We start from the raw sequence: 15,775 nt of genomic DNA on the forward strand, positions 1-15,775 counted from the left end.
TTAAGGAAAGGATGCCTGCGGATGACAGGGCAGATAACAGCGGCAAAACGGCGGGGCCGGCTGACTATATTCTTCGGTTATGTACCCGGCTCTGGGATAACCGGCGCCATGCTGGATGCCGCCCGTATAGAGCAGCAACATGGGGTAAAGGTAGCTGTTGGCTGTATAGCTGCCCTTGGCCGGGCGGAAGCCGCAGAGCGGCTTGCCGGGCTGGAGCAGCTGGCGCCCCTGGAAGTGGCTGTGAACGGAATAACCCTGCAGGAATTCGACCTCGACCGGGCGATCCGCAGGCGGCCGGAGCTGATCCTGCTGGATGAGCTGGCCCACACCAACGCTCCGGGACTACGCCACAAAAGGCGGTATCAGGACGTTGAGGAGCTGCTGCGTGCAGGCATCAACGTCTATACTACGATAACGATTGAGCATATGGAGACGCTGGCGGACGCGGTTGCTTCCATAACAGGCATCCTTGTGGCCGAGCGGATTCCTGACAGTGTATTCGGCAGTGCCGAACGGGTGGAGTTCATCGACATCGCGCCGGCCGACTGGCTGGACCGCCTGAAGAAGGGCCGTATCTATCCAGCCGAAGAACAGCAGCAACAGGCTGCGGAGCTGTACACCCTCCCGAAGCTGATGGCCCTGCGGGACATCGCCTTGCGCTATACAGCAGACCAGCAGAAGCGGATTGCCCAGCGGGTTGGGGAGGGGGCAGCTGCGGAAGATATGAACGCCAAGGAGCATATCCTGGTCTGTCTATCCTCCGCCGTGTCCAGCAGGAAGGTCATCCGGACGGCAGCCAGAATGGCGGACAGCCTGCACGCGGAGTTCACCGCGCTGTTCGTGGAGACATCCAGAACGAAGGAATTAACCGTGAAAAGCAAGGCGGAGCTGCGGGAGAATCTGAGGCTGGCCGAGCAGCTTGGCGCTCAGGTGGCGACCGTCTACGGAGAGGATGTGCCGGGACAAATTGCGGAATACGCCAGAACGAGCCGCGTCACCAAAATCCTCCTCGGACATTCGCAGCACCGGAGCCGCTGGCCGTCTGCGGCCCCTTTTATCGATAAGCTGACTGCCGCCGCTCCGGGGATGGATATTTATATTATCCCGGATCATGGGTCTGCCGTCTGTCAAGGGGTACGGCCCTACACGAAGCCTCCGCTGCTGTCGCTGACGGATACAGCTACCACCCTGGGTATTCTGCTGGTCTGTACACTAATTGGTTTATGGTTCAAGAGCCTCGGCTTCAGTGAAGCGAATATTATCACCGTCTATATTCTCGGTGTCCTGCTGGACGCGATGGTGACCAAGGGGCGGCTGTACAGCGCGGTGACTTCGATTTTGAGCGTGCTGGTGTTTAATTATTTTTTCACCGAGCCTTATTTCTCGTTGCGGGCCTATGATTCCGGCTATCCGGTGACGTTCCTCGTCATGCTATCGGCTTCTTTCATCACCAGTACGCTGACGCTGCGGGTCAAAGAGCAGGCGCGGGAATCGGCGCAGAAGGCTTACCGGACTGAGGTGCTGCTGGAGACCAGCCGCAAGCTGCAGCAGGCGAAGGATACCCCGGCGATTATCAACGAGACGGCGCTGCAAATGCTGAAGCTGCTGGACCGGAGCGTAATTATCTATGAGGTGGACGAAGGCGGGCTCACTGAGCCGCAGGTCTATACGAAGGCCGGAAGCGCTGCGGATGCCAGCGAGTATACAACAGAAGCGGAACGCAAGGTTGCCGGGTGGGTGCTGCGGAACAATAAACGGGCAGGCGCGTCCACTGATACGTTCTCATCGGCCCATGGCCTGTATCATGCGGTGCGCAGCGGTGACACGGTGTTCGCGGTGGCGGGGATTGTGATGGAGCAGGAGGAGCCGCTGGAGGTTTTTGAGAAAAGCCTGATGATCGCTATGCTGGGAGAATGCGCCCTCGCCCTGGAGAAAGACAAGCTGAATGAGAAGCAGAAGGAAATCTCCCTGCAAATCCGCCAGGAGCAGCTCCGCACCAATCTGCTGCGCGGCATCTCGCATGATCTGCGCACGCCGCTGACCAGTATTTCCGGTAATGCAGGCATCCTCATCGGCAACTCGGCAGTGCTCAGTGAGGAGCAGAAGCAGGAGTTGTACAGTGACATCTATGACGATTCCATGTGGCTGATCAATCTGGTGGAGAATCTGCTTTCCATTACCCGGCTCGACAATGGAGCGATTCATCTGCAAATGCAGGCAGAGCTGCTGGAGGAAGTGATCGCAGAAGCGCTGCTGCATGTGAACCGCCATAAGGTTGACCATGTGATCCGGGTGCTGCTCACGGATGAGCTGCTGATGGCGCGGATGGATTCACGGCTGATTATTCAGGTGATCATCAATCTGGTGGATAATGCAATTAAGTACAGCGGGGCCGGGTCACATATTACGATTTCAGCCAAAAGAGAGAAGGGGCTGGTAGTAGTAGAGGTCGCCGATGACGGTCCGGGAATCTCTGCTGAAGCAAAGGCCAAGGTGTTCGAGATGTTCTACACGGCCGATAATGTGCGGGGAGACGGCAGGCGCGGGCTGGGCCTCGGGCTGGCGTTATGCAAATCGATCATTCATGCCCACGGCGGCCAAATTGAGATACTAGATCATGCACCGCAGGGGACGGTCTTCCGCTTCACCCTGCTGGCAGAGGAGGTGAATGTCCATGAATAAACCGATGATTCTGGTCGTGGAGGACGACAAGCCAATCCGCAAGCTGATTACGACAACCCTGGAGACGCAAGGATATAAATATCATACGGCCGAGACGGGCGAAGCCTCAATTCTGGAGGCGGTGTCCAGCCAGCCGGATCTCATGATTCTGGATCTGGGCCTGCCGGATATGGACGGCGTTGAGATTATCCGCAAGGTCCGGGCCTGGTCGAACCTGCCGATTATTGTGGTCAGCGCCCGCAGTGAGGACCGCGATAAAATCGAAGCGCTGGACGCCGGGGCCGATGACTATCTGACCAAGCCCTTCAGCGTGGATGAGCTGCTGGCCAGACTGCGGGTCAGCCTGCGGCGCATCCGGGGAGACAGCGAGAAGCTGATGAGGGATGCGTCTGTTTTTACGAACGGTAATCTGAGAATTGACTATGCGGCGGGCTGTGTCTGGCTGGAGGAGGAGGAAATCCACCTGACCCCCATCGAGTATAAACTGCTGTGTCTGCTGGCCAAGAATGTGGGCAAGGTACTGACCCATAATTATATCCTGCATGAAATCTGGGGCAGTCCCACCTATGACATTCCGGCCCTGCGGGTATTCATGGCTACGCTCCGCAAGAAGATCGAGCGCAGCCCTTCCCAGCCGAAGGTGATCCAGACCCATATCGGCGTGGGCTACCGGATGCTGCAGGCGGGGGACGACAACAGGGGGATCTGAGGCATAGGAACGGAGGGACACAGTTGTTGTAAAGGAGAACCATGTCTGTAGAGGCATGGTTTTTTGCTGTTGCTGCAAGAGTGGAGCCAGCAGGATTTATACGCAATCTTAATTCCCGGCGCCAAACCCTAATCCTGAACTAATGCGCCGGGTGGTACGCTGTATCCTGAAGTGACACACATGTGAAAGAAGGCCTTGGGAATGGAGCTGTGGTTAAGAAATATCGGCTTGGTAAGTGTAGTGACGGTGCTGCTGGTCCTGATTCAAAAAGCATACCGGCGGCTGGAGCTGCTAAGGGTGCAGGAGTGCTCTTACGAGAACAGCGGAGTGTATGCGGCAGCGGCTAAGTTTGCCGGAGGTGCGGCGGCCGGGGAGGTGCAGGAGCTGCTGGCCGCCAGCTTCGAATTCAACCGGCAGGAGATTGAGCGCATTGTGAACTGGGCGCTGCCGCACAGAATGGAGCCGGATGGCGGGTATGACGCTTTTCTCCAAGGGGTCAACCGGGTGCTCGGGAAGGAGGTCTACCGCTCGTAGCGGAGGCTGGCTGTGATCTTAATGTGATCTTAATGCCCCCGGTCAAACCCTAACCCTGAACTAATGGGAGAAATGTTACGCTAGACCGGAAGTTACAAGAGAGAGATTCCATAAGGGTAAGGAGTGGCAAAAGCAGATGATGGATGTGTACATGACGTTGACGCTGGCACTGGTATTCGCTTTATTCTACGCGTTCGCAGTGTGGTGTGGTCAGGTGACAGAGGAACAGGGAGGGAATGAGTGATGGCGGTTGTTCTGGCAGCGACGGCGCTGTTGTTTCTCTATCTGGTCTATGCATTGATTCATCCGGAGAAATTCTAACTAAATAAGGAGGGGCATCTGTGAGTATTGTGCAGATTATAGCGGTCATCTTCATACTCGTACTGCTGGTGAAGCCGGCGGGCACTTATCTATATCATGTATTCTCGGGTGAACCGAACCGGACAGACCGGATCTTCGGCGGAGCCGAGCGGGGAATCTACCGTCTGATCGGGCTGAAGCAGCGGGACGGGATGTCCTGGAAGAAGTACGCGATTAGCTTCATAGGGACGAACCTGGTGCTGGTGGCGTTCAGTTATATAATACTCAGGCTGCAAAAGGGGCTTCCGCTCAACCCGGGCGGGATCGGCAATATGGAGCAGACCTTGACGTTCAACACAGTGATCAGCTTCATAACGAATACGAATCTCCAGCATTACAGCGGGGAGACAGGCGTATCCTACTTCTCGCAGATGGCGGTTATGACGATGCTGATGTTCACCTCGGCGGCGAGCGGCTTGGCGGTGGCGGTGGCTTTTGTCAGAGGGATTACGGGACGGAGCTCGGTCGGGAACTTCTTCGAGGACTTCGTGAAGGCACACATCCGGATCTTCATTCCGTTCGCGCTGCTTGTAACACTGGCGCTTGTAGCACTTCATGTGCCGCAGACGCTGAAACCTACACTTGAAGTCACCACACTCGAAGGGCAGACCCAGCAGATTGCCATCGGTCCGGTGGCCTCGCTGGAGTCGATCAAGCATATCGGTACGAACGGCGGAGGCTTCTTCGGTGCCAATTCTGCCCATCCCTTTGAGAATCCGAATCCGCTGAGCAATGTACTGGAGATTCTCTCCATGTGGCTGATGCCGGCCTCCCTGCCGTATATGTACGGGAAGTTTGCCCGGAACAAGCGTCAGGGGTGGATGATTTTCGGGGCGATGATGACCTTGTTCGTGCTGCTGCTGGGACTGAATTATGCTGCGGAGCGGGCGGGCAATCCGGCGATTAACGCCATGGGCATAGATGCTTCGCAAGGCAGTATGGAGGGCAAAGAGGTCCGGTTCGGCATCGCACAGTCCGCGTTGTTCACCACTGTAACGACCGCAGCCACCACCGGCAGTGTGAACAATATGCATGACACGCTGACGCCGCTCGGCAGCATTACGCCGCTGACCCTGATGATGCTGAACACGGTATTCGGGGGCAAAGGCGTCGGGCTGGTCAATATGCTGATGTATGCGATACTCGGTGTCTTCCTGTGCGGGCTGATGGTCGGGCGGACCCCGGAGTTCCTTGGGCGTAAGATCGAAGCGAGGGAGATGAAGCTGATTGCGATAGCGATTCTGATTCATCCGCTGATTATTCTGGTGCCTACGGCGGGCGCTTTTCTGACCGAACTGGGCAAGGGGAGCATCAGTAACCCCGGCTTCCACGGGATGACCCAGGTGCTGTATGAATACGTATCGTCTGCGGCGAATAACGGCTCGGGCTTCGAGGGGCTGGCGGATAACACCTCCTTCTGGAATATCACCACAGGCATTGTCATGCTGCTGGGCCGGTATGTGTCCATCATTGCCATGCTGGCGGTCGCCGGTTCCCTGCTGCGCAAGAAGCCGGTGCCGGAGACGATTGGGACCTTCCGTACCGACAACGGCCTGTTCACGGGCATTCTGATCGGGACGGTGCTGATTATCGGGGCGCTGACGTTCCTGCCGGTGATTGTGCTGGGTCCGGTTGCTGAGTATTTGACTTTACGGTAAGGAGAGGGAGCGAAGAGAATGAGTACTGTACCTAGGAAAAAAATGCTGACAGGTCCCATCCTGCGAAGTGCGGCCAAAGACAGTCTGGTCAAGCTGAATCCGGTGACCCTGATGAAGAATCCGGTCATGTTCGTTGTTGAAGCAGGTACGGTGATCGTGCTGCTGATGGTGCTGGCCCCGGGGTATTTCCATGCGGAGCAATCCACGGGCTTCAACCTTGCGGTCTTCTTCATCCTGCTGTTCACCGTGCTGTTCGCCAACTTCGCCGAAGCGCTGGCAGAGGGCCGGGGCAAGGCGCAAGCCGATTCGCTCAAAAAAACAAAGCAGGACATCACTGCTAACAAGCTGAGCGGATCAGCCGTCAAGCAGGTCCCTGCCCCGGAGCTGCGCAAAGGGGATATCGTGGTGGTCAGCCAGGGCGAATTCATCCCCGGTGACGGGGAAGTGATCGAGGGGCTGGCTTCGGTGGATGAATCGGCGATTACCGGGGAATCCGCGCCGGTCATCAAGGAAGCGGGGGGCGACTTCGGCTCTGTAACCGGCGGCACCCGGGTTGTGAGTGACCAGATCAAGGTGCGTATTACCAGCGATCCGGGCGAATCCTTCCTGGACCGGATGATCTCGCTGGTAGAAGGGGCCAAACGCCAGAAGACGCCGAATGAAATTGCCCTCAGCACGTTGCTGATCAGCCTGACGCTGATCTTCCTGATTGTGGTTGTCACCCTGCGTCCGATTGCGGATTATATCGGCGTGAAGCTGGAGATTCCGGTCCTGATCGCGCTGCTGGTCTGCCTGATTCCTACCACCATCGGCGGTCTGCTGTCGGCGATCGGGATTGCCGGAATGGACCGGGTCACCCAGTTCAATGTCCTGGCGATGTCAGGGAAAGCCGTAGAGGCTGCCGGGGATATCAATACGATGATTCTCGATAAAACAGGCACGATTACCTTCGGGAACCGGATGGCCAGTGAATTCGTGGCGGTCAGCGGGGCAACGTCAGCAGAGCTTGCCGCTTGGGCGGCCGTCAGCTCGCTGAAGGATGAGACCCCGGAAGGACGTTCTGTCCTGGAACTGGCGCGGAAGCTGGAGCTAAGCTATGACAGCAGCCTGGCCCAAGGCGGGGAGTTCATTGAGTTCAAGGCCGAGACACGGATGAGCGGGATCGATCTCCAGGACGGGCGCTCCGTGCGCAAAGGGGCTGTAGATTCGGTCAAAAAATGGGTGCTGGCCCAAGGCGGCACCGTCCCGCCTGATCTGGACAGCAGCTCGGAGGGCATCGCCCGGTTGGGCGGTACACCGCTTGCGGTTGCTGTAGACAACCGGATCTACGGGCTGATCTATCTGAAGGATACCGTCAAGCCCGGGATGAAGGAGCGGTTCGACGAGCTGCGCAGCATGGGGATCAAGACGATTATGTGTACCGGGGATAACCCGCTGACCGCAGCGACGATTGCCCGTGAAGCGGGGGTCGATGACTTCATCGCCGAGAGTACGCCGGAGGACAAGATCGCGGTCATCCGCCGGGAGCAGGGGGAAGGCAAGCTGGTCGCCATGACCGGTGACGGCACCAATGACGCTCCGGCGCTGGCCCAGGCGGATGTGGGGCTGGCGATGAACAGCGGGACGACCGCTGCCAAGGAGGCGGCCAACATGGTCGATCTCGATTCCGATCCGTCCAAGATCATTGAGGTGGTCGCCATCGGGAAGCAATTGCTGATGACACGCGGAGCGCTGACAACCTTCAGTATCGCTAACGACATCGCCAAGTATTTCGCGATAATTCCGGCGATGTTCACGCTGGCGATTCCCGAGATGAACGCGCTCAATGTGATGGGGCTGGGGTCGCCCAGCTCAGCGATTCTCTCGGCGCTGATCTTCAACGCGGTGATTATTCCGCTTTTGATTCCGCTGGCCATGCGCGGGGTCTCCTATAAGCCGATGAGCTCAACCCGGCTCCTGACGCGCAACATCGTCATCTATGGGCTTGGCGGTGTGGTCGTTCCGTTCGCCGGCATCAAGCTGATTGATCTGCTCGTCAGTATATGGATCTAGCGTCCGGCAGACGATTGACTATACGAGGAGGTTGTAATCATCATGGCACAATCCGTTAGCGGCACAGCCGGAGCGAAGGGGTCTCCTTCGCGGGCTGCCTATCTATTCACAATTATAAGATTAAGCATTGTATTCATTCTGCTCTGCGGTATCATTTATCCGCTCGCGTCAACAGCACTGGCCCAGGTGCTGATGCCCTCCCAGGCGAACGGCAGCCTGCTGAAGAATTCAGACGGGAAGGTCGTGGGCTCTGCGCTGATCGGGCAGAGCTTCAAGGACCAGGCCCTGTTCCAGAGCCGTGTCTCCAGCATTGAATACAACGCCGGGGCTTCGGGCTCGAACAACTATGGCCCGTCCAATCCCGATATGCTGCAGCGCACCAAAGACTCTATTGCCCAGTGGCAGCTGGATAATCCCGGCGTTCCTGTAAGCAAGCTGCCCGTGGATTTGATCACGAACTCCGGTTCCGGTCTTGACCCGCATATCTCTCCGGCGGCTGCCCTTGTGCAGATTCCGAGAATCAGCAAGCTGACCGGAATATCCGCTGACCGGCTAGAGGCACTGGTTGCGGAGCATACGGAAGGCCGTGATCTGGGACTGTTCGGGGAGAAGCGCGTCAACGTGCTGAAGCTGAACGTGGCGCTGAAGGAGCTGGCGAAGTAAGACCACAGGAAGAAGGTGAGCCGGGTGCCACCCTATAAACGCAAGTCCCCGGAGGACATTTTATACTCCATCTACCAGCTCCAGAAGGGGCGGCTGAAGATTATGATCGGCTCGGTCAGCGGTTCGGGCAAAACCTATCACATGCTGGAGGAAGGCAAGCTGCTGAAGCACCAGGGGATCGATGTGGTGATCTGCGCCGTTTCCACCATGGGCCGGGCGGAGACTGTCCAGCAGCTTGGCGATCTGGAGCGGGTGCCGAGCATCCACTGGTTGAAGAATGGCATCGAAAAGAAGGACCTGCCGGTTGAGGCGCTTGTGGAGCGCAATCCCGAGGTGCTGCTGGTGGACGGTCTGGCGCACCGTAACCGTGAGGGAGCCATGTTCCCGACACGGCTGGAGGACATCCGTTATCTGCTGGATCAGGGCATCAGCGTGATCACTACGATTAATGTCTACGAGCTGGCCGGTGTGGGCGAGCAAATCTATGAGATGACCGGCATCCGTGCAGAGGAGACGGTTCCGCTGAACACATTGGAATTGGCTGATGAGGTGCGCCTGATCGATGTCTCGCCGGAGACGATCCTGAAGCGGCTGGAGGAGGGCGTGCTGGGAGCGGCTGCCCATCCGGCGCTGTCCCGCCGGGGCAACCTGGGCGTGCTGCGCGAGGTGTCGCTGCGGCTGATGGCGGAAGGGGTCAATGATTCGCTGGAGAAGCACCGCGAAGCAGAAGGGCTTATCGGCCCTTCCGGCGCAACCGAGCGGATTCTGGTATCGGCGCAATATCACTGGAACGGCTCGCTCTACATCCGCAGAGGCCAGCAGATCGCCAAGCGGCTGAACGGCGATCTGCTGATTGTTACCTTCCTTCTGCGCGGCCGCGCGCTGACCAAGGACCAGCAGGTGTTCAAGCGTTCGATCCAGAAGCTGACCGAGCGTATCCAGGCCCGGTTCGAAGAGCTGGAGGTGATCCGCCTGCGGCTGATTCCTGCGATGCTCGTGCGCTATGCCATCCGTAATAATGTGACAAGAATTGTTATGGGCCATTCCCAGAAAAGCCGCTGGCAGGAGAAATGGCAGGGCTCCATTGCCAGCCGGGTCCTGCGGCGGACGCGCAATATTGATGTGTTCCTGATGGCCGACCGTGCCGAGCTGGACGGTGAACGGATTCTGCCGGTCCGTCCGGCCCCGGAAGCGGTACAGGAGCCGTTCCACCGGCTGACCGGGCAGGAGCTGGAGCAGCAGATCGAGCATATCCGCCGGGGCACCTTCAAGGTGTACATCGGCGCTGCTCCCGGAGTCGGCAAGACGTACAAGATGCTCCAGGAAGGCAATCTGCTGCTGGGCCGGGGGATCGATGTGGTCATCGGCCTGCTGGAGACCCATGGCAGGGAGGAAACCCGGCAGCAGACGGGCAGTCTGCCGGTGATCCCAAGGTCGCAGGTGGCTTATCAGTCTGCGGTGCTGACGGAGATGGATACGGACGCCATTATCGCCAGACATCCCGAGGTGGTGCTGGTGGATGAGCTGGCTCATACTAACATACCCGGAAGCCGCAACCGCAAGCGTTATGAGGATGTCCTCCGGCTGCTGGAGCACGGGATCTCCGTCATTACAACAGTGAATGTACAGCACCTGGAGAGCTTGAACGATGCCGTGGAGCAGTTAACCGGGGTGCGGGTGCGCGAGACGGTCCCGGATGCGATTCTGCGTATGGCCAGCGAGGTGGAGCTGATCGACGTCACCCCGCAGATGCTGCAGCAGCGGATGCGGGAGGGGAAAATCTACGCGCAGGAGAAGGTGAACCAGGCGCTGGAATCCTTTTTCCGCATCGGTAATCTGATCGCGCTGCGCGAGCTGGCACTGCGCGAGATTGCCGATGATGTGGATGAGCGGCTGGAGGCCTGGGAGCGGGAGCCTGCCCTGCGCGGACCGTGGAGCAGACGCGAGGTCATCTTCGTCTGCGTAGACACAGGACCGCAGGCCGAGCAGCTGATCCGCCGCGGCTTCCGCATTGCGCACCGCCTGAAGGCGGAATGGCATGTGCATTATGTGCAGTGCAGCCGCCACAGGTCGGGCGGGGACCAGAAGCGACTGGATACGCTGCGGCAGCTGACGGAACGGCTGGGCGGCGTGATGGACATTACGGAGGCGGGCAGCCGCAGGCATCTGTATAAGCATCTGCTGCAGCGGATGAATGAGATGCAGACGACCCAGGTGATTATCGGCCAGTCGCGCAAGCCCCTGCTGCGCAGCCTGTATGCTCCAACCCTTGTACACTATCTGCTAAGATATGCCCGGCATATGGATATGCTGATTGTGGCTGTCCGTACTCAGATGGTGGAGTGATTTAGACCGGCAATAAACCGGCAATCAGCCTGTGAAGCCTCTGCCCATGCAGAGCTTTGCAGGCTTTTTGCCTATAACATTGGAAATCATAAGATAAGCGTATACAATTGAATAAGGAATTCCGGTCCATCCGGGGGACAAGACATTATATCTGAAGGAGTGGATATGAATCATGACAATTCTGAACACCATCCGGACACGGAGAACCATTAAGGCCTTCAAGCCTGATCCGATCCCTGAGTATGAGCTGAATACTTGGCTGGAGGCGGCAAGCTATGCGCCGAACCACCGGATGAATGAGCCCTGGGATCTGCTGTTCATTGGACCCGAAACCCGGGCGGCCCTGAATCATAAGACGGATTTCGGCGGCGCTCCCCTCTTGATTGGCGTGCTGTCCAAGCCCGCGGCCACCCCTATGGCACGTGATGAGAACATTATGGCGGTGTCCTGTTATATCCAGAACTTCATGCTGGCAGCCCATGAGGCGGGGGCGGGGGTGTTCTGGTCGTCGCTGGGCGCAAGCGCGCTGGGCCATAAGGCGCTGGGTGTACCGGAAGAGCAGGATGTGGTAGCTATCCTCGCGGTCGGCTATCCCGAGGAGGTTCCTGCGGTTAAGCCGAGAACGCCAATCACAGACAGCATTACTCATTTACCCTGACTGAACGGAAGTTACGACTGATGAGATGAAGGTGGACGAATGTGGAAGCTTAGGGGATTCATGAAGCCGTATGCACTCTGGTGCGTGCTTGCCCCGCTTTTAATGGTTGTTGAAGTGGTAATGGACCTGCTGCAGCCGGCGCTGATGGCCAGCATTGTGGACAAAGGTCTGATGACGAATGACCTGCCGCATATCCTGAAGACGGGCGGAATCATGATTGGTATTGCTATAATAGGCATGTTTGGGGGCGCGGGCTGTGCTTATTTTACAAGTCTGGCTTCACAGCATTTCGGCAATGATCTGCGGATCAAGCTGTTTGAACATATCCAGACCTTCTCGAACCGCAATCTGGACCGGCTGAAAACAGGCTCGCTGATTACCCGGCTGACGAATGATGTGGTGCAGTTGCAGACGTTCGTGCAGATGATCCTGCGGAACTTCATCCGCTCTCCGCTGCTGCTGATCGGCAGTCTGGTGATGGCGATTTCGATCAGCCCCTCACTGGCGACGGTTCTCCTGGCTGCGGTGCCACTCCTGTTCATCCTGCTGTATGTGCTGATTAAGCTGTCTTTTCCGCTGTTTGCCCGGATGCAGGAGAAGCTGGACGGTGTGAGCAATGTGCTGCAGGAGAATCTCTCCGGCATCCGCGTGATCAAGGCCTTCGTGCGTGCAGATCATGAGCAGAAGCGCTTCGATGACGCCAATACGGGCTATACGGATACAGGTATCCGGGCTATCCGTCTGATGGCGCTGAATATGCCGCTGATGATGCTGATTCTGAACGCAAGTATTATAGCCGTCCTCTGGTTCGGCGGGCTGCAGAACTGGAGCGGTAAGCTTCCGGTCGGTGAACTGATTGCATTCATTAACTACGTCACCCAATTGCTGATGTCCATGATGATGATGAGCAATATGCTGGCCTTCGTGTCGCGTGCCAAGGTATCGGGGGACCGGGTGAATGAAGTATTCGCTACGGTAAGTGAGATTACAGAGCCTCTGCAGGCGGATAACGCGGCAATTACGCAAGGACGAATTGAATTCGATAAGGTATCCTTCGCCTATAACCGGGACGATAAGAATCTGGTGCTGGAGGAGATCAGCTTCACTGCCCGTCCCGGGGAGACAGTTGCCATTCTGGGAGCCACCGGTGCGGGAAAATCTACCCTGGTCAGCCTGATTCCAAGGTTCTATGAGGTGCTGTCGGGTGCGGTCAAGATTGACGGCACGGACATCCGGCAGATCAGCATCGGGCATCTGCGCAGCCGGATCGGCTTCGTGATGCAGCAGTCGCTGCTCTTCAGCGGCAGCATCAGGGACAACATCCGTTACGGCCGCCCGGAGGCTACGGATGAAGAAGTGCAGCAGGCGGCAGTATCCGCCGAAGCTCACGGGTTCATCTCCGCCCTGCCGCAAGGATACGATACCGTACTGGGGCAGCGGGGAGTCAACCTGTCGGGCGGACAGAAGCAGCGCCTGTCGATTGCCCGCGCGCTATTGATTCGGCCAGCGGTTCTGATCCTGGATGACAGCACCAGTGCCCTTGATGCGGTGACTGAAGCCCGTATCCGTCTGCTGCTGAAGACCGAGCTTACGGATTGCACGGTCGTTATGATTGCCCAGCGGTTATCCTCGATCATCGATGCGGACCGCATCCTGATCCTGGAGAACGGCCGGATCGCCGCCCAGGGGACGCACGCTGAGCTTATGGCCGGCAGCGAGATCTACCGGGATATCCGCCAGTCGCAGCAGAAGGAAGAGGAGGAGCCTTATGTCCAGTCATCCTAATGGGGCCCCGTCTCCCGGCCGTCCCGGAGGCTTGGGCGGCCCTCCCGTACGGGGAAGTGCTGCACCCAAGGTAAGGGCGAAGAACAGCAAAGCGACGGTTAGACGGATCTGGTCTTATCTGAGCCGCCAGCGGGCAGGGCTGCTGATGGTCTACATATTTACTGTATTGAATGCCGTTCTGGCACTGGTCGGACCCTATCTGCTCGGCAAGGCCATCGATTCGGCAATTATCCCCCGGGATTACGGGCTGCTCATCCGGTTCTGCATCATGCTGGGCGGAATTTATCTGCTGGGGAGCGCAGTCTCCTGGGTGCAGGCTTACGTGATGACGTCCGTATCACAGCGCACGGTATATGAGCTAAGGCGGGATCTGTTCGCGAAGTATCAGGAGCTGCCGGTCGGATTTTTTGACACTCATGCCAGTGGTGAGCTGATGAGCCGGGCTACCAATGATATTGATAACGTATCGAATTCACTGAATCAGAGTGTGACCCAACTGCTCAACAGCCTGATCATGCTCAGCGGCTCTCTCGTTATTATGCTGCTGCTGAATGTTCCGCTGACGCTGATTGCGCTGATTACCGTTCCGCTGGTCGTGCTGGCCAGCCGCCGGATTACCGGCTTAAGCCGGCGTTATTTCAAGAATCAGCAGCGGCATCTGGGGGAGCTTAACGGCTTCATTGAAGAGGCGGTCAGCGGGCAGAAGGTCATCAAGCAATACCGCAGGGAGCAATCAGAGGTGGCCAGATTCCGCACCATCAGCGATGAGCTGAACAATGCCAGCATCAAGGCGCAGATCGTATCCGGTCTGGTCGGACCGGTGATGAATATGCTCAGCAACCTAAATTTTGCGCTGATTGCGGGTATCGGCGGCTGGATGGCCTACAAGGGAATGGTCACCGTAGGCATCATTGTCAGCATTCTGAACTACGCCAAGCAATTCAGCCGGCCGGTCTCGGAGCTGGCGAACCAGTACAATCTGATCCAGTCGGCCATCGCCGGGGCGGAGCGTGTGTTCGAAGTGATGGATATGCCTTCGGAATACAGCGGGGAGCAGCCGCAGCCGCTTGACAGAATACGCGGGGAAGTGATTTTTCGTCAGGTGGTCTTCGGCTATCAGCCGGATGCGCCCATTCTGAACGGAGTCAGCTTCACGGCACAGCCAGGCGAGATGATTGCTCTCGTCGGTCCGACCGGGGCAGGAAAGACAACCATTGTCAATCTGCTGACCCGCTTCTATGAGGTGGACGGCGGGGAGGTCTTGGTCGATGGCAAGGACATCCGGGCATTGAACAAAAATGAGCTGAGACGACAGCTCGGCATGGTGCTGCAGGACGCGCATGTCTTCTCGGGAACGATCCGCGAGAATATCCGCTTCGGGCGTCTGGATGCGACCGACCGCGAGGTGGAGGAGGCGGCGACCCTGGCCAATGTCAGCGGGTTCATCGCACGGCTGCCGCAGGGCTACGACACGCTGCTGGGCACAGACGGAACGACCTTAAGCCACGGTCAGCGCCAGCTCCTGACGATTGCCCGTGCCATCCTGGCTGATCCGGCCATCCTTATCCTCGATGAGGCCACCAGCAGCGTGGATACGCGGACAGAGATGCATATCCAGCAGGCCATGCGCACGCTGATGAAGGGCAGGACCAGCTTCGTGATCGCCCACAGACTCAGCACCATCCGGGATGCCGACCGCATTCTTGTCATTCAGGGCGGCCACATCGCCGAGCAGGGCAGCCACGCCGAGCTGCTGGCGCTGGAAGGCATCTATCATGAGCTGTACAACAGCCAGTTCAAGCAGGCGATTCAAGCGGGGTAACAGCAGAGCGGAAGACATCTTCCGCTCCAGTGAATTTCTTAAGAGCAGCGCGGTGTGCTGCTCTTTTTTTGATGATGGCGGGGAGGTGCGAGGCCGGATTTAAGCGAAAAACCGATCACAATCCGCTCGCGGGCAGGCACGTGACCAAATCTAATCGAAAAACTGATCACATTGGGCTCAAGCGCAGGCGACGGCTCGAATGCATGTGGAAAACAGCATACATTGGGCTCAAACGCAGGCGACGGCTCGAATGTATGCGGAAAACAGACATTGGGCTCAAACGCAGGCGACGGCTCGAATGTATGTGGAAAACAGCATACATTGGGCTCAAACGCAGGCGACGGCTCGAATGTATGTGGAAAACAGCATACATTGGGCTCAAACGCAGGCGACGGCTCGAATGTATGTGGAAAACAGCATACATTGGGCTCAAGCGCAGGCGACGGTGCGAATGTATGCGGAAAACAGCACACATTCGCATTCGCTCGCGGAATGGTCCATGGCCA

Annotated in this window: 10 protein-coding genes; all 10 read left to right on the forward strand. The window is 57.7% G+C overall.

All coding sequences use genetic code 11. The annotated features are described in order from the left end of the window. The first annotated feature begins 21 nt into the window (after nucleotides 1–21). The 10 genes from MHI24_RS31205 (at nucleotide 22) to MHI24_RS31250 (ending at nucleotide 15,269) form a co-directional block, all read left to right on the forward strand. On the forward strand, nucleotides 22–2,682 hold the full coding sequence (locus MHI24_RS31205) for a sensor histidine kinase KdpD (protein ID WP_340023438.1): 2,661 nt from the start codon (nucleotides 22–24) through the stop codon (nucleotides 2,680–2,682). After that, on the forward strand, nucleotides 2,675–3,391 hold the full coding sequence (locus tag MHI24_RS31210; RefSeq protein WP_340023439.1) for a response regulator transcription factor: 717 nt from the start codon (nucleotides 2,675–2,677) through the stop codon (nucleotides 3,389–3,391). Before MHI24_RS31205 ends, MHI24_RS31210 begins: the two co-directional genes overlap by 8 nt. A 201-nt stretch (nucleotides 3,392–3,592) precedes the next feature. Further along, the gene (locus tag MHI24_RS31215; RefSeq protein ID WP_340023440.1) at nucleotides 3,593–3,925 is read left to right on the forward strand and encodes a hypothetical protein; all 333 of its coding nucleotides are present in this window, start codon (nucleotides 3,593–3,595) and stop codon (nucleotides 3,923–3,925) included. A gap of 341 nt (nucleotides 3,926–4,266) precedes the next feature. After that, on the forward strand, nucleotides 4,267–5,943 hold the full coding sequence (gene kdpA, locus MHI24_RS31220) for a potassium-transporting ATPase subunit KdpA (RefSeq protein ID WP_340023441.1): 1,677 nt from the start codon (nucleotides 4,267–4,269) through the stop codon (nucleotides 5,941–5,943). A gap of 18 nt (nucleotides 5,944–5,961) precedes the next feature. Continuing rightward, on the forward strand, nucleotides 5,962–7,995 hold the full coding sequence (gene kdpB / locus MHI24_RS31225) for a potassium-transporting ATPase subunit KdpB (protein WP_340023442.1): 2,034 nt from the start codon (nucleotides 5,962–5,964) through the stop codon (nucleotides 7,993–7,995). A gap of 42 nt (nucleotides 7,996–8,037) precedes the next feature. Beyond that, a complete protein-coding gene (kdpC, locus tag MHI24_RS31230; protein ID WP_340023443.1) occupies nucleotides 8,038–8,658 on the forward strand; it encodes a potassium-transporting ATPase subunit KdpC in 621 nt (206 codons plus the stop codon). Nucleotides 8,659–8,682: 24 nt separating this feature from the next. Continuing rightward, nucleotides 8,683–11,004, forward strand: a complete 2,322-nt coding sequence (locus tag MHI24_RS31235) for a histidine kinase (protein WP_340023444.1) — start codon at nucleotides 8,683–8,685, stop codon at nucleotides 11,002–11,004. Nucleotides 11,005–11,176: 172 nt separating this feature from the next. Continuing rightward, complete coding sequence (locus MHI24_RS31240) at nucleotides 11,177–11,662, forward strand: nitroreductase family protein (RefSeq protein WP_340023445.1); 486 nt, start codon at nucleotides 11,177–11,179, stop codon at nucleotides 11,660–11,662. Between the two features lie 39 nt (nucleotides 11,663–11,701). Beyond that, on the forward strand, nucleotides 11,702–13,447 hold the full coding sequence (locus tag MHI24_RS31245; protein ID WP_340023446.1) for an ABC transporter ATP-binding protein: 1,746 nt from the start codon (nucleotides 11,702–11,704) through the stop codon (nucleotides 13,445–13,447). Beyond that, nucleotides 13,431–15,269, forward strand: a complete 1,839-nt coding sequence (locus tag MHI24_RS31250) for an ABC transporter ATP-binding protein (RefSeq protein ID WP_340023447.1) — start codon at nucleotides 13,431–13,433, stop codon at nucleotides 15,267–15,269. Before MHI24_RS31245 ends, MHI24_RS31250 begins: the two co-directional genes overlap by 17 nt. The last annotated feature ends 506 nt before the right edge of the window (nucleotides 15,270–15,775 follow it).

The organism is Paenibacillus sp. FSL K6-1096, assembly GCF_037977055.1.
GTDB lineage: Bacteria > Bacillota > Bacilli > Paenibacillales > Paenibacillaceae > Paenibacillus_AQ.

Coding starts and splice junctions, on each gene's coding strand:
- MHI24_RS31205 (WP_340023438.1), top strand. CDS start 22: ATGACAGGGCAGATAACAGCGGCAAAACGGCGGGGCCGGCTGACTATA.
- MHI24_RS31210 (WP_340023439.1), top strand. CDS start 2,675: ATGAATAAACCGATGATTCTGGTCGTGGAGGACGACAAGCCAATCCGC.
- MHI24_RS31215 (WP_340023440.1), top strand. CDS start 3,593: ATGGAGCTGTGGTTAAGAAATATCGGCTTGGTAAGTGTAGTGACGGTG.
- kdpB (WP_340023442.1), top strand. CDS start 5,962: ATGAGTACTGTACCTAGGAAAAAAATGCTGACAGGTCCCATCCTGCGA.
- kdpC (WP_340023443.1), top strand. CDS start 8,038: ATGGCACAATCCGTTAGCGGCACAGCCGGAGCGAAGGGGTCTCCTTCG.
- MHI24_RS31240 (WP_340023445.1), top strand. CDS start 11,177: ATGACAATTCTGAACACCATCCGGACACGGAGAACCATTAAGGCCTTC.
- MHI24_RS31245 (WP_340023446.1), top strand. CDS start 11,702: ATGTGGAAGCTTAGGGGATTCATGAAGCCGTATGCACTCTGGTGCGTG.
- MHI24_RS31250 (WP_340023447.1), top strand. CDS start 13,431: ATGTCCAGTCATCCTAATGGGGCCCCGTCTCCCGGCCGTCCCGGAGGC.